General features: G+C 69.1%; 20 protein-coding genes. 9 read left to right on the top strand and 11 right to left on the bottom strand.

The features are described from left to right. Position 1 precedes the first annotated feature (1 nt). The 7 genes from pstA to GA0070215_RS23785 all read right to left on the bottom strand — a co-directional run bounded on the left by pstA (position 2) and on the right by GA0070215_RS23785 (position 5,988). Positions 2-919, bottom strand: coding sequence for a phosphate ABC transporter permease PstA (gene pstA, locus GA0070215_RS23815; protein ID WP_018788039.1), 918 nt, complete (start codon positions 917-919; stop codon positions 2-4). Then, a complete protein-coding gene (pstC, locus tag GA0070215_RS23810) occupies positions 916-1,863 on the bottom strand; it encodes a phosphate ABC transporter permease subunit PstC (protein WP_018788040.1) in 948 nt (315 codons plus the stop codon). Before pstC ends, pstA begins: the two co-directional genes overlap by 4 nt. A 1-nt stretch (position 1,864) precedes the next feature. Next, on the bottom strand, positions 1,865-2,842 hold the full coding sequence (locus tag GA0070215_RS23805; RefSeq protein WP_091050020.1) for a PstS family phosphate ABC transporter substrate-binding protein: 978 nt from the start codon (positions 2,840-2,842) through the stop codon (positions 1,865-1,867). A gap of 190 nt (positions 2,843-3,032) precedes the next feature. Further along, positions 3,033-3,677: a phosphate signaling complex protein PhoU gene (gene phoU / locus GA0070215_RS23800; RefSeq protein WP_018788042.1), complete on the bottom strand. Its 645-nt coding sequence runs from the start codon at positions 3,675-3,677 to the stop codon at positions 3,033-3,035. A 429-nt stretch (positions 3,678-4,106) separates the two neighbouring features. Next, entirely contained in the window at positions 4,107-4,526 is a 420-nt protein-coding gene (locus tag GA0070215_RS23795) for an arsenate reductase ArsC (protein ID WP_091050017.1), read from the bottom strand. 92 nt (positions 4,527-4,618) lie between these two features. After that, entirely contained in the window at positions 4,619-5,716 is a 1,098-nt protein-coding gene (gene arsB / locus GA0070215_RS23790; RefSeq protein ID WP_018788044.1) for an ACR3 family arsenite efflux transporter, read from the bottom strand. Continuing rightward, positions 5,713-5,988 (bottom strand): ArsR/SmtB family transcription factor, encoded by a 276-nt coding sequence (locus GA0070215_RS23785; protein WP_244167125.1) that lies wholly within the window; start codon positions 5,986-5,988, stop codon positions 5,713-5,715. The genes arsB and GA0070215_RS23785 overlap by 4 nt, the downstream gene beginning before the upstream one ends. A 509-nt stretch (positions 5,989-6,497) precedes the next feature. Here GA0070215_RS23785 and GA0070215_RS23780 point away from each other — a divergent pair. Continuing rightward, the gene (locus GA0070215_RS23780; protein WP_018788046.1) at positions 6,498-6,905 is read left to right on the top strand and encodes an ArsR/SmtB family transcription factor; all 408 of its coding nucleotides are present in this window, start codon (positions 6,498-6,500) and stop codon (positions 6,903-6,905) included. Further along, positions 6,902-7,555, top strand: a complete 654-nt coding sequence (locus tag GA0070215_RS23775; RefSeq protein ID WP_091050015.1) for an SRPBCC domain-containing protein — start codon at positions 6,902-6,904, stop codon at positions 7,553-7,555. The genes GA0070215_RS23780 and GA0070215_RS23775 overlap by 4 nt, the downstream gene beginning before the upstream one ends. A gap of 179 nt (positions 7,556-7,734) precedes the next feature. Here the strand turns inward: GA0070215_RS23775 and GA0070215_RS23770 are convergent, their stop codons facing one another. After that, positions 7,735-8,301: a TetR/AcrR family transcriptional regulator gene (locus GA0070215_RS23770; RefSeq protein ID WP_018788048.1), complete on the bottom strand. Its 567-nt coding sequence runs from the start codon at positions 8,299-8,301 to the stop codon at positions 7,735-7,737. Between the two features lie 121 nt (positions 8,302-8,422). Here GA0070215_RS23770 and GA0070215_RS23765 point away from each other — a divergent pair, with 121 nt between their 5' ends. After that, complete coding sequence (locus GA0070215_RS23765; RefSeq protein WP_091050011.1) at positions 8,423-9,313, top strand: SDR family oxidoreductase; 891 nt, start codon at positions 8,423-8,425, stop codon at positions 9,311-9,313. 714 nt (positions 9,314-10,027) lie between these two features. Here GA0070215_RS23765 and GA0070215_RS23760 read toward each other — a convergent pair. Continuing rightward, positions 10,028-10,657, bottom strand: coding sequence for a TetR/AcrR family transcriptional regulator (locus GA0070215_RS23760; protein ID WP_018788050.1), 630 nt, complete (start codon positions 10,655-10,657; stop codon positions 10,028-10,030). Positions 10,658-10,780: 123 nt separating this feature from the next. Between GA0070215_RS23760 and GA0070215_RS23755 the strand changes: the two genes are divergently transcribed. From GA0070215_RS23755 to GA0070215_RS23730, 6 genes are read left to right on the top strand one after another with little or no spacing between them, the layout of a single operon-like run. Then, positions 10,781-12,283: an ABC transporter substrate-binding protein gene (locus GA0070215_RS23755; protein WP_091050008.1), complete on the top strand. Its 1,503-nt coding sequence runs from the start codon at positions 10,781-10,783 to the stop codon at positions 12,281-12,283. A 27-nt stretch (positions 12,284-12,310) separates the two neighbouring features. Further along, a complete protein-coding gene (locus GA0070215_RS23750; protein WP_244167118.1) occupies positions 12,311-13,246 on the top strand; it encodes an ABC transporter permease in 936 nt (311 codons plus the stop codon). Then, a complete protein-coding gene (locus GA0070215_RS23745; protein ID WP_018788053.1) occupies positions 13,246-14,079 on the top strand; it encodes an ABC transporter permease subunit in 834 nt (277 codons plus the stop codon). The genes GA0070215_RS23750 and GA0070215_RS23745 overlap by 1 nt, the downstream gene beginning before the upstream one ends. Beyond that, positions 14,076-15,485 carry an ABC transporter ATP-binding protein gene (locus GA0070215_RS23740; protein WP_091050001.1) on the top strand — a complete coding sequence of 470 codons (1,410 nt, stop codon included), beginning with the start codon at positions 14,076-14,078 and terminating at the stop codon, positions 15,483-15,485. The genes GA0070215_RS23745 and GA0070215_RS23740 overlap by 4 nt, the downstream gene beginning before the upstream one ends. Before the next feature lie 23 nt (positions 15,486-15,508). Then, the gene (locus tag GA0070215_RS23735; RefSeq protein ID WP_167361556.1) at positions 15,509-17,191 is read left to right on the top strand and encodes an ABC transporter ATP-binding protein; all 1,683 of its coding nucleotides are present in this window, start codon (positions 15,509-15,511) and stop codon (positions 17,189-17,191) included. Continuing rightward, positions 17,191-18,900: an ABC transporter ATP-binding protein gene (locus GA0070215_RS23730; protein WP_091049994.1), complete on the top strand. Its 1,710-nt coding sequence runs from the start codon at positions 17,191-17,193 to the stop codon at positions 18,898-18,900. Before GA0070215_RS23735 ends, GA0070215_RS23730 begins: the two co-directional genes overlap by 1 nt. A gap of 108 nt (positions 18,901-19,008) precedes the next feature. Here GA0070215_RS23730 and GA0070215_RS23725 read toward each other — a convergent pair whose 3' ends face one another. Then, positions 19,009-20,304 carry a salicylate synthase gene (locus tag GA0070215_RS23725; RefSeq protein WP_091049989.1) on the bottom strand — a complete coding sequence of 432 codons (1,296 nt, stop codon included), beginning with the start codon at positions 20,302-20,304 and terminating at the stop codon, positions 19,009-19,011. Positions 20,305-20,378: 74 nt separating this feature from the next. Then, entirely contained in the window at positions 20,379-20,576 is a 198-nt protein-coding gene (locus GA0070215_RS23720) for a ferredoxin (protein WP_091049984.1), read from the bottom strand. Between the last annotated feature and the right edge of the window lie 78 nt (positions 20,577-20,654).

The raw sequence follows: 20,654 nt of genomic DNA, 5'->3' as shown, positions 1-20,654 counted from the left end.
CTCACCAGCGCTTCTCGAACCGGTTCCGCACGAAGATGGCGATGGAGTTCATCGCCAGCACGATCGTCAACAGCAGGACGATCGCCCCGGCCGCCAGTTCGGTGTACTCGGACTGGGACCTCGCGATGAACGTGAAGATTTGGATCGGCAGTGCGGTGTAGGCGCTGTCCAAACCGTCCGGGTTGAAGGTGATGAAGGTGACGGCGCCGAGGACCAGCAGTGGCGCGGCCTCACCGATCGCCCGTGACAGGGCCAGGATCGACCCGGTTGCGATGCCCGGCACCGCCGACGGAAGGACCTGCCGGGAGACGGTCTGCCACTTGGTGGCGCCGAGCGCGTACGAGGCCTGCCGGATCGACTGCGGCACCGCCCGGATGGCCTCCCGGGAGGCGATGATGACCACCGGAAGCACCAGCAGCGACAGCACGATCGCCGCGGTGATGACGGTGAAACCGAGCCCGAGGGTGCGGGCGATGATGCCCAGGCCGAGGATGCCGAAGATGATCGACGGCACACCGGCCAGGTTCTGGATGTTCAGCTCCAGCAGCCGGTTGTACCAGCGGGTGTTGTTGGCGTACTCCTCCAGGTAGATGGCGGAGAGGACGCCGATGGGCAGACAGATCACCGCGACCAGCGAGATGATCCACACGGTGCCGACCAAGGCGGACTGGACACCAGCGGTGTCCAACCGGCTCGTCAGTCCGGTGGGCATCTCGGTCCACAGTCGCGAGTCCAGCCGGTTCCAACCCTTGATCAGAACCCAGCCCAGCAGGCTGGCGAGCACACCGAAGGCGACGGCCAGGCAGGACTGCATCGCCACACGGAAGGCCAGCTCGCCGGGGCGGCTGCGGCGCTGGGTGAGCGCCGCACCCGGCGCGGAGGGATCCGGCCGGGTGGGGGTGAGGGTCGGGGTGCTCACTCGTAGACCTCCCTGAAACGGCGGACCATCCGGATCGACACGGCGTTGAGCGCGAAGGTGATCAGGAACAGCAGTGCGCCGACGGCGAAGACCGAGTCGTAGTCGAGCGATCCGACCGGGATGTCGCCGGATGAGATGTTGGCGATGAAGGCGGTCATCGTGGCCGCGCCCTCCAGCGGGTTGAACACCACCCGGTCGGAGGTCAGACCACCGGCGATGGTGACGATCATCGTCTCGCCCACCGCGCGGGAGATGCCCAGCACGACCGCTGCGACGATGCCGGAGATGGCGGCGGGGACCACCACCCGGGTCGACACCTGCATCTTCGTCGAGGCCAGCGCGTACGCGCCCTCGCGCAGGCTGCGCGGTACCGAGGACATCGCGTCCTCGGAGATGCTGGCGATCGTCGGAACGATCATGATGCCCATCGCGATACCCGCGATGAGTAGGTTCTGGAAACCGGGACCGTTCTCGGTGGGCCACCACTTCTGCAGCAGCGGGTTGAGCGCGAACAGGGCGACGAAGCCGTACACCACAGTCGGCACGCCGGCCAGTAGCTCGACGACCGGCTTGAGCACCTTGCGGGTGCCCGGCTTGGCGTACTCAGCCAGGTAGATCGCTGACCCGAGACCGATCGGCACCGCGATGACCAGGGCGATGACCGTCACCACGATGGTCGCCGACACCAGCGGCAGCACCCCGTACGCCTTCTGCAGGAAGGTGGGGGTCCAGCTGGTGCCGGTGAAGAACTCGACGATGCTGACCTGCTGGAAGAACTCGATCGTGGGGTTGGCGAGGGCGATGATGATGCCGACCGTGGTCACGATCGACACGAGCGCGGCAGCGACGAGGAGCACCTGGACGATGCTCTCCACGGGGCGGCGCCGGCCCCGCCGCAGGGTGTTCCCTGCGGCGGAACCGGCGCTCCGGGTGCTGGTGGTCACGTCAGGCCGCGGCCTTCAGGGCGTCGAACTCGCTCTTGAGCGTGCCCTTCTGCTGCTCGGTCAGAGGAACGAACTTCGCCTCCTTGACGATGTCGTCGATCGACTCGATGTAGAAGGTGACGAAGTTCTCGACGTGCGGCTTCTTGGCCCCGGCGTCGCTGACGTAGATGAACAGCGGGCGGGACAGCGGCTTGTAGGTGTTGTCCTGCGCAGTCTGCAGGCTCGGTTCGACGCAGCCGGCGCCACCGTCGACCTTCAGCGCCTTGAGCTTGTCGGCGTTCTCCTCGAAGTAGGTGAAGCCGAAGTAGCCCAGGCCGCCCTTGGTGCCGGCGACACCCTGCACGGTCACATTGTCGTTCTCCGAGGCGGTGTAGTCGGTGCGGCTGGCACCCTCCTCACCGTTGATCTCGGCGGTGAAGTAGTCGAAGGTGCCCGAGTCGGTACCGGCACCGAAGAGCTTCAGCGGCTCACTCGGGAACTTCGGGTCCACCTGGTTCCAGTTGGCGACCTTCGAGCCCGGCTCCCAGATCTTCTTCAGCTGGTCGACCGTGAGGCAGTCGGCCCAGGTGTTGTCCTTGCTGACGACCACGGTGAGTGCGTCGTTGGCGACGATCAGTTCCTTGTACTTGATGCCCGCGGCCTCGCAGGCCTGCTTCTCGGAGTCCTTGATCGGGCGGGAGGCGTTGGAGATGTCGGTCTCGCCCTTGCAGAACCTCTCGAAGCCGCCACCGGTGCCGGAGGTGCCGACCGAAACGTTCACGCCGGGCTGGCCACCGTCGGCCTGGTAGATGGAGGCCGCGGCCTCGCTGAGCGGGGCCACGGTGCTCGACCCGTCAACCATGACCTGACCCGACAGCTTCTCGCCGCCGTCAGCGGCGGTGTTCTCGCCGTTCTCCGGGTTGTTGCTGCAGCCGGTAAGCGCGAGCGCGGCGAGCGCGACGCCGGCGAGGACGCGCCGCGAAAGCACGTTGCGGTTCACCAGGTAAGCCTCTCTATGGGGGTGTATCGGCCCGTGCGGGCCGTACGCCAGCCAAGGTAGAAGGGCCAGGTAGCCGGCCCACCGGCCGTAGGTGAACGAAAAATGAACTCCCCAGCGCATAACGTGGCCGGCCGCTACAGAAATGTGTCGTGACGACGGGGCTATGCCTGGATGTCCGAAGATGAGCCGGTCAGAGCCGGATGTCGCCGGTCACGAGGTACACGACTTGCCGCGCGACGTTGACCGCATGGTCGGCGTAACGCTCGTAATAACGGCCCACGAGCGCGAGATCGATCGCCGACTCGATGCCGTAGGGCCAGGCCGACACGAGCAGTGACAGCAGGCTCGCATGGGCGGCGTCGACCTCGTCGTCGTCCAGACCCAGCTGCATCGCGTCCAGAGGGTCCCGGGTCGCCAGGACCACAGTTGCCTTGTCCGCGATCCGCGCGGCCGCATCCGCCAGGGTGGTGAGCACGTCCGTGGCCAGCGGCGGCACCACGGTGACGGGATGACGCATCAGCGCGACCTTGGCCACATGCACGGCCAGGTCGCCCATGCGTTCGAGGTCGCCGGCGATACGCATCGCGCACAGCACCAGCCGCAGGTCCGAGGCGACAGGCTGATGCCGTGCCAGCAACAGCGGGATCCTCGCCTCGACGTCGGCGCGCTGAGCGTCGAGCAGGGCGTCGCCGTGCAGTACCGCCTCCGCGGCGGCGCGGTCGACCTCCAGGATGCCGCTGCTGGCGCCCCGGATGGCCGCCGCCGCATCACGGCTCATCGTCGCGAGGAGCCCGGTGAGCCGGTCGAGCTGTTCGCCGTAGCTGTCCCGGCTCATCGCGTCCCTTCCGTCCGCCTCGGCCGATGAGTGGGCAGACGGGTTGGCCGGGCGACCACCAGCGCGGTGTCCTCGCGTGCCGAATTCGCCGGACCAGCCATGCACAGCAAGGTACCCGCTGCGGCGCGGGCCGGCAGGTCCGGTGCGGCGTTGGGCCGGGCGTGTGACACGGCGGTGTCGCGGTAGCCGAGGTGGACGGGGGTGTCCAGGATCAGTCGCCGGCCCGCCTCCTCCAGGTCAGCCCGCGAGCGGTGGGCCAGGTCGTGCCAGTCGGGCACGTCGCCGGAGATGTGCTACATGATGCGGCAGATCAACTGATTAGGGTACGAGCCGGCGACCACCGGCAGCGGTGACGCGAGCGCCCATCTCCCGGGCCCGTGGTCCCGCGAGGAGATCCTGGCGTCACTGCCACCGATGATCAGCAGCCGGTCACGCCCGGTCCGCGCCGCCGGGGACAAGCTCGCCGAGTAGCTGCTGCACCCGGTCGCGGATGTCGTCGCGGATGGGACGAACCGTCTCGAGGCCCTTGCCGGCGGGGTCGTCGAGCTTCCAGTCTTCGTAGCGCTTGCCGGGGAAGACCGGGCAGGCGTCGCCGCAGCCCATGGTGACGATGACGTCGGAGGACTCGGCGGTGGCGTACTCCAGTAGTTTGGGGGTCTGGTCGGTGATGTCGATGCCGACCTCGCGCATGGCCTCGACGGCGGCGGGGTTGACGGTCTCGGCGGGGGCCGAGCCTGCGGAGCGGACCTCGACGGTGTCGCCGGCGAGGTGACGCAGCCATCCGGCGGCCATCTGGGAGCGGCCGGCGTTGTGGACACAGACGAACAGCACGCTGGGCTTGTCGGACATGTCGGCACTCCTTTATTCGTGGGTCATGCGGTGGCGGCGAGGTATGCGGCGTTGCAGGTGGCGCACTGCGGCGGTGCCGCAGTCGAGGCAGTTCATCGCAGCGCCGCCGGTGCGGTGACGGTGGGGAACAGTCGACGTCGCAGGCCGAGGCTGACGTAGACCAGCGCGACCAGCACCGGCACCTCGATCAGCGGGCCGACCACCCCGGCGAGGGCCTGCCCGCTGGTTACCCCGAACGTGCCGATGGCCACGGCGATGGCCAGTTCGAAGTTGTTGCCGGCGGCGGTGAACGCCAGGGTGGTGGTGCGCTCGTAGTTCAGACCGATGGCCCGACCCAGGGCATAGGACCCGGCCCACATGATGGCGAAGTACGCCAGCAGCGGCACCGCGATCAGCGCCACGTCCCAGGGCCGGGAGGTGATGGCGTCGCCCTGCAGGGCGAACAGGATGACGATGGTGAACAGCAGGCCGTAGAGGGCGACCGGACCGATCTTCGGCAGGAAACTCGCCTCGTACCACTGGCGGCCCTTGGCCCGCTCTCCCAGCCGGCGGGTGAGGAAACCGGCGAGCAGCGGGATGCCGAGGAAGATCAGGACGTTGACGGCGATGTCCCAGCCGGAGACGGTCAGCTCGGCGCCGGGCAGGTCGAGCCACTGCGGCAGCAGGGTTAGGTAGAACCAGCCGAGCAGACCGAAGGCGAGGACCTGGAAGACCGAGTTGAGCGCGACGAGGACGGCGGCGGCTTCCCGGTCGCCGCAGGCCAAGTCGTTCCAGATGATGACCATGGCGATGCAGCGGGCCAGGCCGACGATGATCAGACCGGTGCGGTACTCCGGCTGGTCGGCCAGGAAGATCCACGCCAGGGCGAACATCAGCGCCGGGCCGACGATCCAGTTGAGCAGCAGCGAGGAGAACAACAGCCGCCGGTCGCCGGTGACGGTGTCGAGCCGGTCGTAGCGCACCTTGGCCAGCACCGGATACATCATGATCAGCAGGCCGAGGGCGATCGGCAGGGAGATACCGCCGATCTTCACCGCTTCCAGGGCGCTGTTCAGGCCAGGGATGAGACGGCCGAGGAGAATGCCGGCCACCATCGCCAGGCCGATCCAGATCGGGAGGAACTGGTCCAGGCGGGACAAGCGGGCCACCACGGCGGACGTCTCTGCCCCGCGCTGGTCGGTGTGGGTCATGGGCACTCCCTGCGAGCCTCGGATCGGGCGCGAGCCTGGCTCGCCATGTCGGTCAGGTGCCCGGCGGCGGCTTCGAGCGTCTCGGGCACCAGGCGGTAGTAGGTGAACCGCCCGTGCGGTTCGGTGACCACCACGCCAGCCTCACGCAGCAGTCGAAGGTGGTTGGAGATGTTCGGCTGCTTCGCCCCGGTGTCCTCCACCAGGTGGCAGGTGCAGGCGGGGCCTTGGGCGAGGAGCGCAACGATCTGCGCCCGCAACGGGTCCGCCAGCATCCTGATCACATCAGGTACCGATGATATCACCACAGCATGATGTAAGCACGCCGGCGTCCCGTCCGTCCAGCCAGCCGACCCGTGTCGCACTCGGCGACCCTTTCCTCGCGCAGGATCAGGGGCGGCATTGAGTCGATGGAGTTGAGTCAATGAACATCGAGCCACGGTCGTTGGACATGCCGGCCAGGATGCATGCCGCCATGGGCGACCCGGCGCGGCTGGCCAAGCCACTCAGTTTGGACGACGCCCGGGCCGCATCGGTGCCCTCGACGGCGCAGCTGCCGTCGGCAGCCTCAGCGCGGTTTCAGGGCCGGACCACGACCGCGAATCTCCTGGCAGGGCACCAGACCCGAGCATCGGGCCCGACTGAACAACCCTCCACCCGAGTACCGACGCCACGCCCGTTCCCTGGGTTCGCGCCGAGGGTCCTGCGCTTCCTGGTGGACAGCGATCAGCATTCCCATGAATAAGCGTTGACTTAATTAAGCGGGTACTGGGATAGTTCCTGGGTGCATGCGTTCGACATCCTCGGCGACCCAGTCAGACGCCGGGTACTGGAAGTACTCGCCGACGGCGAACAGGCCGCTGGCGCCGTCACCGAGGTCATCCGCGCAGAGTTCGGCATCTCAGCACCTGCGGTCTCGCAGCACCTGCGAGTGCTGAGGGAGTCGGGTTTCGTCACCGTCCGCCCGGCCGGTACGCGCCGCCTCTACGCCGTCGACGCAGCGCCCCTGCGGGAGGTCGACATCTGGCTGGAGCGCTTCCGGCAGTTCTGGAACCAGCGCCTGGACGCGTTGGCCACCGAACTCGCCCGTGGCGAACGCCAACACCGCGAGCAGCACGACAGCCGTGGAAACACTGCCGAGACACCCGATCGTCGTCAGGCAGCCGAGTCGGATAGCGAGGAATCAACGTGATCGACATCGTCAACCAAATCAACGCCACCCACCGGGAGATCGGCAACCAGGCGCTCGCCACCGGCGCAGGGCGGTCGCTGCTGCTGCGGCGGGTCTACGACGCCCCGATCGAGGACGTGTGGAGCGCCTGCACCGACCCGCAGCGGCTCAGTCGCTGGCTGGGCCCGATCGAGGGCGACCTGCGGCCCGGCGGCACGTTCCAGCTCAAGGACAACGCCGGCGGCGACATCCTACGCTGCGAGAAACCCCACCTGATCAAGGTGACCTGGGTCTTCGGCGAGGGGATGCCGACCGAGGTCGTGGTACGCCTGGCGCCCGGCGACAGCGACCACACCGTCTTCGAGCTGGAGCACACCTCACCCGCCGAGATCGTCGACGAGTTGGTACGCACCTACGGTCCCGGAGGCACGATCGGAATCGGCGGCGGCTGGGACCTGGCGCTGCTCGGCCTCGACCTCCTCCTGCACCGCATGACGTTCGACCCCGCCAGCTGGCAGGACACTCCCGACGCGAAGGAGTTCGCCACCCGTAGCTGCCACGCCTGGGCTGCCGCCATCCAGGCCGCCTGGGGAACCAGCGACGACGACATCGCCGCGGCCATCGCGTTCGCGGTACAGCACTTCGCCCCCGAGACCAGCGGCGAACGCTGATGGACCACGATGCGACCGCCACCGGCGGTGTGCCCGGTGCGGACCCAGACCGGCGACAGCGTGAACCCGAACGGAATCACCGGTACCCAGCCCCGGAAAGACGCACCGCGAACGGCGACCGACACGGACGAACGCGGACGGCACCCGCTGCGCGAGCGAGCCAGCGCTTGGGCCTGCCGTTATTTGCCCGCGGTCAGGGCTTTGAGTTCGTCGAGCGACTCTCGGATGAGGTGCGGCAAGTCTGGCTGGCCGGCTTCGTTGATCCAGCGCTCGAACGCGATCCTGAAGATGGCGCTCCCTGCCTCAGCGGCCAGGCTCGCGGCTGAGTCTGTCACGCCGCGCTGGCGTAATGCGTCGGCGAGTGCCGAGGCGAGCGATGCGAGCTTGATCAACTCACGCTCTCGAAGCTCTGCGTTCGCGGCAATGACCGCCTGGCGCTGTCGGGCGGTCTCGCGACGCTCCTGGAGCAGGGTGCCGGCGGCCTCGAAGGCCGCCGCGACCGCGTCGATCGGCGTGGCGGCATCGGATGCGTCGGCGAGGGCACTCACGAGGAACTCCTGCAGTGTGCCCGCGCCCCCGAACAGAACTTCGCGCTTGTCGGCGAAGTGCCGGAAGAAGGTTCGCTCCGCAAGCCCCGCCCGCTTGGCGATCTCCGCGACCGTGGTCTGTTCGAACCCGCGCTCGATGTAGAGCTCCAGTGCGGCCTGCTCCAGTCGGCCGCGCGCGTTTGGCTCCCATCGCCCCATGCCCCCGATCCTACTTGATGACAGAGACTGACATCAGGTGATACGCTGATGACAGCAACTGACATCGACAGTCTCGGCGCAAGCCCGGCGCCAGCGAAGTCGGTCACCTGGAGGTCTTCTCATGCGTGTGTTTGTCACCGGCGCGTCCGGCTGGATCGGCTCCGCGGTCGTTCCCGAGCTCATCGGCGCGGGTCATCAGGTTGTGGGGCTCGCTCGATCGGATTCCTCGGCCGCCGCTATCGCCGCCAATGGAGCCGAGGTGCTCCGCGGCGACCTGGACGACTCGGACACCCTGCGCGCCGGGGCCGCCAGCTCCGACGGGGTCATCCACCTCGCCTTCATCCACGATTTCACCCAGTTCGAGGCCTCGGTGCAGGCCGATGCGCGCGCCATCGAGACACTGGGCGCCGCGCTCGTGGGCACCGGCAAGCCCCTCGTCATCGCCTCCGGGACGCCTGCAGTGCCCGGACGCGTGGCGACCGAGCGCGACAAGCACGCTTCCGCCGGTCCGGCAGCGGGCCGGGCCGCGAACGCCGAGTTGGCCCTCGGCATGGCGGCACGCGGCGTTCGCTCGTCCGTCGTGGGGCTGCCCCGGACAGTGCACGGCGAAGGAGATCCCGGCTTCATCGCGATGCTGGTTGGTATCGCCCGCGACAAGGGCGTCTCCGGCTACGTCGGCGATGGGTCGCACCGCTGGCCCGCCGTGCACCGGCTCGATGCCGCGCACCTGTTCCGCCTGGCGCTGGAGCAGGCCCCGGCGGGATCGACGCTGCATGCGGTCGCCGACGAGGGCGTGCCGATCCGCGACATCGCCGCAGTGATCGGCCGCCACCTTGACCTGCCGACGGCCTCCGTCCCGGCCGAGGATTACGGCTTTCTCGGGATGGTCCTCGCGGGCGATCAGCCGGCAACTAGCGCGTTCACCCGCGAGCTGCTCGGGTGGCGGCCGGTCCAGCCGGGGCTCATCGAGGACCTCGAGCAGGGCCACTACTTCACGCACCCGTCCGCATGATCGGTCGCGCCGGCAGGTAGCGTTCCGCCTCCTGCTCGTCGAACCGCCCACCGGCGAGCCTCCTGCGGCTTCCCACCGCAGGAGGCTCCTGACCGAATGCTTGGCGAAAGGGTCACTGCACGAGGAATTGCAGGCACGCCGCGCCGCAGGGAAGCTACTGCTGGTCCCGTGACCCGCGCCGGGCGCGGAGTGGGCATCGGCTCCACGGGCGCCGTGAGTTCGGAGGGTGCAGCTTGCCTCCCCCGCGATGTAGCGCACCCCGGACACGCCGGTCAGTCGGTGGGCGATGGTGTCGTCTGCACCTTCGCACTGCAACCGGAGCCGTTCGTGTGGACCGCCACCGCCGAGTCGATCCTGGCCAAGGTCCGACATGGACGAGCCGCCCTCCAGCAAACGGCTAGTCAGAACTGAGACAGAACACTAGAACCGGGGTCGCGGCCTTCTTCTCTCCCATCCTCCTGGTCGTCGGTCCGGCTTGGTGGGACGTTGGTGCTCGCCTGTTTCGGCGGTGGCCTGTGCTGGCCCGCGTCTGAAGGGTCCCGCCGAGGGTGAGGGGAGTCGGGCCGGCATCGGATTCGGCGCCTCCTCTTGCCAGCGCGGCGGTGACGTCGACGTGGGCGTGGGCGCACAGAACGAGCGGTTGGTGCTGTCGACGGCGTAGTCCTGCCGTGTCGCGATCGGCTGCGCGCATGCCGAGTCGGGAAGCCGTCAGCTCTAATTCAAGCTCTGGCCGAATCCGGTCAGGATCCAGTCGAGGCCGGTGTCGAAGATCTCAGGCGGCGGCAGGGTGAAGAATGTGGGTCCCATCCCGGTGGCGAACGGATGTACGGCGGCGTCGACGCCGGACAGGCCGTCCAAGAACGCTGCGGTGCGCACCGGTGAACGGCGACGAACGCGGTCATCCGCGGAGTCCTCGATCGCGACCCGCGTGAACGTCCAGCTCATGATCGTCGCGGCGCCGCTGATGGCTGTCGCGTCGTCGAATCCGGCGTCGTGGAGTGTCTCAAGCAGGTTGTCGAGTAGACGGTAGGCCTCTGGGCCGGCCGGACCGTTGTTGATCAGCCACGCCGCCACGCCGGGGTACTGCCGGAGTGTTTCGCGCTGTGTCTGCGCCCAGGCCCGGGCGCGCTGCTCCCACGAGGCGTCCGCAGCCGAACGCGGCCGAACCAGCCCACCGATGCGGTCGGCAACCAGTCGCACGAGCTGCTCGTGGTCCGTCACATGGCGATAGAGCGCCATGGCAGTGACCCCGAGGCTGCCGGCTACGGCGCGCATGGTCACGGCGCCCAGACCTTCGCGGTGGGCGATGTCGAGTGCCTTGCCCACGATCGCGTCGCGGGTCAACGGCGCCGGAGTTTTCATCGCACTCCCGACCAGTAGGAGGTGACAATCGTTTTCAAGAAGTGGTATACGTAGTAAACCTACGACACGATTGAATGCCCTGATGGCAGAAAGTGATGATATTGGATGAAATCGACCACGGCACGTAACCTGGCCGCGGCCGTCACCGTGGGGGCACTCCTTGCCGCAGCGGGGTGCTCCGAAGGCGATCCGGCGGGCAGCTCGAAGTCCGCCGAGAGGACCCTGCGCGCGGCATTCGCGGGCGGCGGATCGAGTGAGACGCTCAATTACCTGGCCGGTCCCACCGCCCTCGACTTCGTCCGGGCGAAGCTCGTGCACGCCCCGCTGTGCGAGCTGGACCCGAAGGCGCCGGACGGCGTGTCGTACGGCGTGGTCGAGACGATCACGGCCTCCGAGGATCTGAAGACCTACACCCTCCGCGTCCGTGACGGCGTCAAGTTCACTGACGGTAAGTTGCTGACCTCGGCGGATGTGCTGTATTCGTTGCGTGCGCCGATGCTGTTGAAGGGCCTTCCCTTCACGATGCTCATCTCCCGGAACTTCGACATGGATGCGGCCTCCGCCCCGGATGCATCGACGGTGATCCTCCCGGCAAAGTCGCCGATCGCCGACGGACGGGAGGTGATTTGCCAGACGACGCTCGCGATCCCGGACAAGACGACGGAGTTCACCACGAGCACACCGTCGTCCGGCCCGTTCACCATCGAGTCCTTCGAGCCGGGGCAGTCCACGCTGCTCAAGCGCAACGACAGCTATTACGGGCAGGCGCCGGCGCTGGAGAAGATCGAGCTGCGCTCGATCCCAGACGGCTCAGCACGTGTGAACGCGCTCCGGCAGGGTCAGGTCGACTTCATCAGCGCGGTCGGTCCCGCCGAGGCGAAGACCCTGGAGACCGCCGACGGCCTCAAGGTCACGAACAGTGAGCTGCCGTACGCCTCCTACCTGCAGTACACGATGAACATCAAGGCCAAACCGTTCGATGATCCCCGGGTCCGGGAAGCCTTCCGGCTGGCGGTCGATCGGAAACGGATCGTGCAGAACGTCTATTACGGGCGAGCTTTCGTGGGCAACGACATTCCCGCCCTCGGCTTCCCCTCCTACAACACCGCTCTGGCCCAGCGCGGCCATGATCCCGAGCGAGCGAAGCAACTGCTGACCGAGGCCGGGGCAGCTGGGATCAAGGTCGAGCTGACCGCCGGCCCGGAGATGCCCGGCATGGTGGAGACCGCCACGCTGATCATCGAGGATCTCAAGGCGATCGGTGTCCAGGCCACGCTGCGGGAGCTGCCCGCCGGACAGTTGTTCGCCGACTACCCGGCCTATCTGTCCTGGCCGTTCAAAGCGGGCTACACCCCGCCGGCGTACTTCGAGATCAACCACGCCCCGGGCACCTTCCCGGACGTCGACGCTCTGGTGCTGACCGCCCGGAGCGCCGTGACCGGCCAGGAGCGGCTCACCGCGTCGCACCAGGCGCAGAAGTTGCTGTGGGAGAAGGGCAACCAGATCGCTCCGGTGTTCGTGCCTACGATCAACGCCGCCTCCGATCGTGTGGACGGCGTGCGGGAACTCCAGTTCCCCGACCTGTCCCGCGTCACCCTGCGGAACTGACCGGTGCGATTGGCCGGTTGGCTGACGATGAGGGTCGCCGCCGCGGCGGCGACCCTCATCGCTCTCTCCGCCGTCGTTTTCTGGGCGACCGAGGAGCTTCCCGGCGATGCGGTGGGCACGTCGGCGGGCCCGAACGCCACGGACGCCGAGAGGGCCGCGATCCGCGTCTCCCTCGGACTCGACCGCCCGGCGGGCGAGCGTTACCTCGAATGGATCGGACAGGCCATGCGAGGTGACCTCGGCGAATCGCTTCTCACCGGCCGAGACGTCGGCGAGATCATCGGTGACCGGCTGTCGACGAGCGCTGCCGTACTGCTCCCGGCTGCGGTGGTGATCGTGGTTCTCGCCGTTGGTCTGGGCGCCGCCGCAGGCCTGCGGGTCGGCGGCCGGTGGGATCGTGCACTGAGCGCGATCACGCTCGGCCTGGTCGGTTCGTCGGACTTCCTGCTGGCCACGGCCCTCCTCGTAGTGTTCACCGCATGGTGGCCGGTGCTTCCGGCGGTGGCGCTGGTGCCTGCCGGAGAGGAACTCTGGGAGCACCCGGATCTCGTGGCGTTACCGGCGATCGCGCTGGCCCTCGGCGGGTTCGGCGCGGCCATGCGGTTACTGCGCGCCTCCGTCGCACAGACGGCGGATACCGGCTTCGCCGAGTTCGCCCGGCTCAACGGAATCCGAGGCGTCCGTTACGTCTGGATGGTGGTGGCGAATGCCGCCCCATCGGCCCTGCACGGACTCTCCATCGTGCTCGCCGGCCTGCTCGGCGGGAGCATCGTCGTGGAGACGTTGTTCAACGTACCCGGGATCGGCTTCGAGCTCTCGCAGGCAGTGGCGGAGCGGGACGTGCCACTGGTGCAGGGCCTCAGCCTGACCCTCGGCGCCGCGACACTGACGATCCTGCTGGCCGGTGATCTGTGCGCCGCGATGCTCGGACGGCATCAGGCGCATCCACCGGGGGTTGCCTGATGACTCTGCGACGCCTGCCGGTCCTGATGATGTCGTCGCTCGTTCTGATCATCGCAGTCTGCGGTCCGTGGCTGTCAGCGGTCGACCCGGATACTCCGGTCGCCGGACCGTTCGAAACGTCATCCGGCGTGCACCTGCTCGGCACGGACGTGCTGGGCCGGGACACCCTGGCCCGCGTGCTCGTCGGCGGTCGTGCGCTGATCACGCAGGCCGCCGTGGCGACCGTGCTGGGGAGCATGATCGGCCTGACTGTGGGCCTGTGGGTCTCGATGACCCGACGGCGCACAGCTGCCCGGTTCGCGGTCCTGGGTGTCGACGCCCTCGCCGTCTTTCCGGCGATGCTGCTGCTCCTCGTACTCGCCGCAGGACTGCCTGGAGGCGGGGCGGCGGTCGTGGCGGCGAGTGTCCTGGTGAGCGTGCCGTTCTCGGTCCGGGTGATCAGGGAGCGCGCCACCGCGATCGTCGCCACCGACCATGCCCGATCGGCGCTGGCCAGGGGTGACGCACTGACGGTTCGACTCAGATACGACGTCCTACCCGCGCTCGCCCCGGCCGCGCTCGCCGAGGCCGGGATCCGCTTGGTGGCGGCGGTCCAAGTGGCGGCGACGGCGGGCTTCCTCGGCCTCGGAGCCAGCGCGCCGACGGCCAACTGGGGGCGCATGGTTCAGGAGAACAGCGCGGGCATCACCGTCAACCCGCTGCCGGTGCTGGTCCCGGCGGCCCTGCTCGTCGTTCTCGCCGTCGGGGTCACCTTCCTTCTCGACCACATCACCGGACCGCTCCTGGGTGAACGAGATCGGGTCGGACCCGACATGGTGGGAGTGGCCCGATGACCGTCGTCGCCGAAGTCCGTGGGCTCACCGTCACCGCCGCGGACGGCAGCGCGGTGCTGGACGCCGTCGGCTTGGAGCTGGTCCGCGGCAGGGTCACCGGCCTCGTCGGACCCTCCGGATCCGGCAAGACCACGCTTGCGCTGTGCCTGCTCGGCCACCTCGGTCGCGGGCTGCGCCGCACGGCTGGGACAGTCGAGGTGACGGGCGCCGATCCCTTTCAGCCCGCCGTCCGGCGGCGCCTGCGCGGCCGGGTAACGGGGTACCTTCCGCAGGATCCGCACAGCGCGCTCGATCCGCGCCGGCAGCTCGCGGCCCAACTGGACACTGCGGCGCGCATCGCCCGGCCGCATGAGGACCGTGCCGCCCGGCGCACACGGGTCGAACAGGCCGCCCGCGACGCCGCTCTCGACCTGGCCCTGTTACGCCGCTATCCGGGGCAGCTGTCCGGTGGACAGGCTCAGCGGGCGGTGCTGGCCTGGACGCTGGTCACCCGGCCGGAGCTGATCGTCCTCGACGAACCCACCAGCGGCCTGGACGCGGACACCGCGTACCGGATCGGTGAACGGTTCACCACGCTCACGTGGCGGCCCGCGGTGCTGCTGATCAGCCACGACATCGCCCTCGTCGATCGCGTCGCCGATGTGACCCAGTCGATGGACCGCGGGCGGCTGTCCGGTTCCGGCCGTGCGATCGCCGTCCCCGTACCGTCCCCGACCGGCGGGCCGTCCCCGAACGGCGATGGCACCGGGGCGTTGTCATTCGAGGACGTCACCGTTCGCCACGGCCCGTTGTACGTGCTGCGTAGCGTCTCCGGACAGGTCGCCGCCGGCGAGATGGTAGGCATCAGAGGAGCATCCGGCAGCGGAAAGACATCGCTCGCGCGAGCGCTCTGCGGCCTGGCCCCGCCGGCCGCCGGGCGCCTGCTGGTGCACGGCGCGCCCGTCAGCTGGGATGCGGCGGCGCGGGTACGGGCCGGACAGCCGTACCTCGCCTATGTCGGGCAGGACGCCCGGACGGCGCTCAACCCGCGCGAGACGGTCCGCCGTGCGCTCGCCCGTTCGCTCGGCGCGGCGGTCCGGCGGGGCCGGTCCGGCGGAACCTGGTCGGTCGAGGAGATCGCTGACCGGTTCGCGCTGGCACCCGAGCTGCTCGACCGGACGCCCGAGCGGCTCAGCGGTGGTCAACGCCACCGCGCCGCGCTGGCCCGAGCGGTCGCCGCGGCCCCCGCTGTGGTGGTCTGCGACGAGTCAACAGCGTCTCTCGACCACGACACTGAGACCCGCGTTCTCAAGACTCTCGACGGCCTCCGGCGCGACGGAACCGCGATCCTGCTCGTCACCCACTCCGATCGCGTCGCGGCCCGAGCGGACCGGGTCCTGACCATTCACGAAGGACAGCTGCGATGACCTCGCCAGAACTGCTTCGGCCCGTGCTGGGCCGGCTCGTGCCGGCCGCCGTCCTCCAGGCGCTGGCCGGGGTGTCGGCGCTGCTCCCGCTGCTCGCGCTGGCCCGGTTCGCCGGCGCCTGGGCCTCCGGCGACGCCTTGCCGGGCACTACGATCGTGGTCACGGCCGTCGCCGGTACCGTCGGCGCTGCCCTGGCCGCCGCAGCGGCCACCTGGATCACTCATCGAGCCGACGCCGACCTGAGCCTTCACCTGCAGCGCCGGCTCGCCGAGACGATCCGTCACGCGCCGGTGCCGGCAGTCCAGGGGCAGGGCGCCGCCCGCATCAAGAAGGTCGTGCAGGACGACACCGGAGCTCTGCACTATCTCGTCGCGCATACGTTGCTCGATGTAGTGGCTCTCGTGGTGGTCCCGATCGCCGGTTTCGCCGTCCTCGCCGCCTTCGACTGGCGGCTCGCCCTCTGCAGTCTGGTACCACTGGTGGCCGGTGTTCTGTTCTACGCACGCGCGATGCGGGGGTCGGGTGCGCAGTTCGCCGAGTACGCCGTCGCGCAGCAGCGCATCAACGCCGCCGTCGTCGACTATGTCCGGGGCCTACCCGTCGCGAAGGTCTACGGCGGGCCCGGCGGTGCGCGAACCCGTTTCCTGAGCGCGGCGACCGGTTTCCACGATTTCTTCCGGGCGTGGTCGTCCGGCACCGCCGTGGTCACGACCGCGTCCTGGCTCGTCGTCACCCCGGGGCTGACCGCAACAGGTCTGACCGTCCTCGGCGTGATCGGAGTCACCGCCGGGTGGTTGACACCGTCGGCGATGGTCGCGGGTGTGCTGCTCGGACCGGCGATCAGCGCCCCGGTCGCAGTGGCCGGCCCGCGTCTGCAGGCGATCCGCACCGGTCTTTCGGCGCTCAGCTCGATCCGGGAATTCCTCGAGCAGCCCGCGCTCCGGTTCGGCACGCGCGGCTCGGCGCCGGCGGGGTCCGTCCGGCTGGAGCGGATCAGCCACCGTTACGACGGCGACCGGCTCGCCCTCGACGACGTGTCGTTCGACCTGCCCCCCACCGGGCTGGTCGCTGTGGTCGGGGCCTCCGGCAGCGGCAAGAGCACCCTTGCCGCGCTGCTCGCGCGGTTCGCCGACCCCACCTCGGGGCGGATTCTGATCGGCGGGACCGCGCTAACGGATCTCACCGAGAAAGCTCTGTACGACCACACCGCCTTCGTGTTCCAGGACACCGGGATGCGCCGTGCGAGCGTCCGGGACAACCTCACCGGCGGGCGGGCAGTCACCGACGAGGAAATGGCCGGCGCGGCCCGCGATGCCGCGATCCATGACGAGATAACCGCCCTTGCCCACGGCTACGACACCGTACTCGGCGTCGACACCGAGCTGTCCGGCGGGCAGATCCAGCGCCTCTGCCTGGCCCGCGCGCTGGTGCGTTCCCCCCGTCTGCTGGTGCTCGACGAGGCGCTCTCCGCGGTCGATGCGGCCTCCCGAAGTGTGCTGCTGGACATGCTCGAGGCACAGGCCGAGCACCGGTCCGTTCTGCTGATCACTCATCAGCTCGACATCGCAGCCCGGGCCGACCGGGTCCTCGTCCTCGCCGACGGCCGGCTCGCCGGAGACGGCACCGCCGCTGAATTGTCGATGACCTGCCCGGCCTACCAGGCCCTCACCGGCGACAGCACCGCCCATGCCGAAGGACGTCACTGATGTTGCGTACGCTGTACCGGCTGCTGCCCCGCCGGGAGGCCCGCCAGCTGATCCTGCTGACCTGCTGGCTGGCTCTCGCTGCGGTCCTGCACGGTGTCGCTCTCGGGCTCACCGGCGCCACGATCACTGCCTTCCTCGCCGACACGACGGGGATCCTGCCGTGGTTGAGCGCGCTCCTGGCCGCGGTTGCGGTGTTCCTCGTCGTGCAGTGGATCGCCCAGATGATCGCTTTCCGGGTCGGCAGCGAGACCGCGCGGGCCCTGCACGTCCGCATGGGTGACCATCTCGCCGGGCTGCCCCTCGGGTGGTTCACACCGATCCGGCAGGCGAAGGTCGTCGACCTGGCCACCACCGGCGTACCGCAGATCATGTCCTATCCCGCGTTGCTGCTACGCCCCACGATCACCGCCGTGGTGACCCCGCTCGCCGCCGCCCTCACCATCGCGTTGCTCGACTGGCGCTACTCGCTCGCACTCCTCGCCGCCACCGCGATCGGCTGGTACACCAGCCGGTTCAGCGGCCGGCTCGCCCGCACCGTCGACGCCCGTCGGCATGCCGTCGAGGTCGAAGCGACCAGCCGCATCATGGAGTACGCGACCCGGCAGCCGGTGATCCGCACCGACCAGCGCCCGGATGACGCCGGTGACCTGAGCCGTGCCCTCGACGAGGTCGCCGCTGCATCCCGAAGGTCGGCCGGCACGGTGCTGCCCGGCCTGCTGCTGTTCGGCTTCACGATGAACGTGCTCTTCGCCTGTCTCGCGGGCCTGGGCGTCATGTGGCTGGCCCAGGCGACACTCACCGCCGACGTCCTGGTCGGTGTTCTGGTGGTCGCTGCCCGGCTGACCGCGGTCGGCTCCACCGGTGCCGAGCTCGCCGCCGGGCTGCGCCTGCAGCGCGCCACACTTGATCGGATCGTCGAAGTCCTCGACGCCGAGCCGCTGACGACCGGACGACCCGCCGGGCGACAGGACCCCGTCGATTGTTCCGGGATCACCGTGCATGATCTGGGATTCCGCTATGACGACGGTGCTCTCGTGCTCGACGATGTCTCGTTCACGCTGCCGGACCGCGGTCTCACCGCTCTCGTCGGCCCGTCCGGCTCCGGCAAGACCACTGTCGCCCGGCTCCTGGCCCGGTTCTGGGATCCCACCGCCGGGCGCGTCGAACTGGCCGGCCGTGATCTGAGATCGATGTCGGCCGAGCAGCTCTATGCGCAACTGGCGACTGTTCTCCAGGACGATTACCTGCTGGACACGACGATCGGGGAGAACATTCGCACCGCCCGGCCCGGCGCGACCGCTGCGGAGGTCACCGAGGCCGTCCGCGCCGCCGGCCTGGAAGCGATGGTGGCTGCACTTCCAGGTGGCCTCGACTATCCCGTCGGCCCCGGCGGGAGCCGGTTGTCCGGGGGGCAGCGGCAACGGGTCTGCGTCGCCCGGGCCCTGCTGAAACGAGCCCGGCTGACGTTGCTCGACGAAGCCACCTCCGCCCTCGACCCGGAGAACAGCCGACTGGTGCTCGACGCCGCCCGGCTGCTGGCGGAGCGGGGCATGGTCCTGGTCATCGCCCACAACCTGGAAACGATCGCCGGCGCGGATCAGATTCTGGTCCTCGAGCGTGGGCGCCTGGTCCAGCGCGGCACGCATGAGGAGTTGAAGGACGTCCCGGGGCTCTACCGGAAACTGATCTCCGCCGGTCAGCGCTTCTGATTCGGGTCGGCCCCGGACGGTTGCCGCCGCAGGAAGATGATGTTGTCGAGCACGTCGGCGCCCTGGTTCCAGGACCAGGGCGCCCGGTCGGGGCGGCCTGCGAGAGCCTCAGGCGGCTTCTGCCGGCGTCGCGCCGGCCGGGACCAGGAATCGCGACACGCTGAGCAGTTTCTCCCGGGTCTCCTCAAGCTCCCGTTCCGGATTCGACCGGGCGACGATGCCGGCCCCGGCGCGTAACCAGGTCCGTCCGCCGTGCCGGAACACACTGCGCAGAACAAGAGCCGCGTCGAGGGTGCCGTCCGCGTCGGCCGTCAGGATCGCCCCGCTGTAGAGGCCCCGTTCGGGCTCGACGGTGCGGATCAGGTCGCAGGCCGGTGCCTTCGGGACGCCGGAGGCGGTGATGGCCGGAAAGAGCTCCGACAACGCGTCCCAAGCGGAGACGCCGTCCGCCAGCCTGCCGACGACTTCGGAGGCCAGGTGCTGTACGCTGCCACGTTCCTTGACGGACATGAAGTCGCGGACCCCGACGGTGCCCGGGGTGCAGACCCGGGTCATCTCGGTTGCGGCGAGACGCACGGAGATGGCGTGCTCGAACACCTCTTTGGCGTCGCGGTAGAGCTCCTCGCGCCGGGCCGCGTCGTGGACGGCGCTGCCGCCCAGCGCCCTGGTGCCGGCCAGAGGCTGGGTGACGACGGTTCGGTCCGCCGTGACCCGGGCGACGATCTCCGGGCTGAAGCCCGCCGCCTCCCAGCCGCCCAGGTCGAAGAGGAAGGAACGTGCGGGGCGGTTGCCTCGGCGGCCCGCGAGATAGGTTGCGGGAAGATCGATCTCGTCCCGCACGGCAACGACACGCGAGAGGATCACTTTCTCCAGGGCGCCCTCATGGATCGACTCGATCGCCTCGGTGACCGCTTTGCGGTAGAGCACCGCTTCTTCCCCGGCCAGCTCGACCTCGACACGTCGCGGTGGCACGACCTGCCCGGTGGCGGTGCCCGCCGTCGTCAGGCGATCGCTCAGTTCGTCCAGTGCGACCTCGGTCTCCGCTGCCAGAAGGGCGCATCCGTTGTAGATCCGGATCTCTCGGCGCGGCACCATCAGATGCACGACCTCGCCGGCTTCCGGTTCGCCGATCAGCTCGAAGGAGGCCCAGCCGTAGACACGCCGTGCGCCACCCGGTAGTGCCTCGATCGCCTGTCGTACACCGTCGAACAGGCCGGAACCCGCCGGGAAGGTTCGCTGTCCTTCGTCTGTGGTCAGGGTCGTCATCCCGCCGGACACGGTGATGCTCGCCTGCTCGCCCTCGGCGAAGCACATCGCCTCGGGGTATTCGTATGCCACGTACGGCTCCCGGGCGGTGGCCGCGAGCGCGGCAGCCGCCACGAAGCGGTCGCCGTCGAACAGCACCTGCCGGCTCGGGGCAGTCGGGGGTGTGGACACGCAAGGGCTCCTCAGGGTGTGGGAACTTTCCCCGGGCGGGATCACCGGGAGAGCAGTACGACAGCGCCGGACGGGCACCAGTCGGCGGCGGTCCGCACGGCCTCGGCGTGCTCGTCGGTGACGTCGGCAGTGATCACTTGCACTCGGCCATCCTTATCGGACTGGTCGAAGACCGTCGGTGCGGCGAGCACGCACTGCCCCGCACCAACGCAGATGTCGGCATTCGCGGTGACCCGCATCGGTCTGCTCCTCGGCAAGTCCGGACCGGCGCCGGTGTTGTCGGCAGCCTAGACAAAAATCGTTGTCATTCTCAACAA

The organism is Micromonospora marina, from assembly GCF_900091565.1.
Classification (GTDB): Bacteria; Actinomycetota; Actinomycetes; order Mycobacteriales; family Micromonosporaceae; genus Micromonospora; species Micromonospora marina.
The sequence above is the reverse complement of the archived record's forward strand: the minus strand, read 5'-3'. Positions and strand labels throughout refer to the sequence as shown.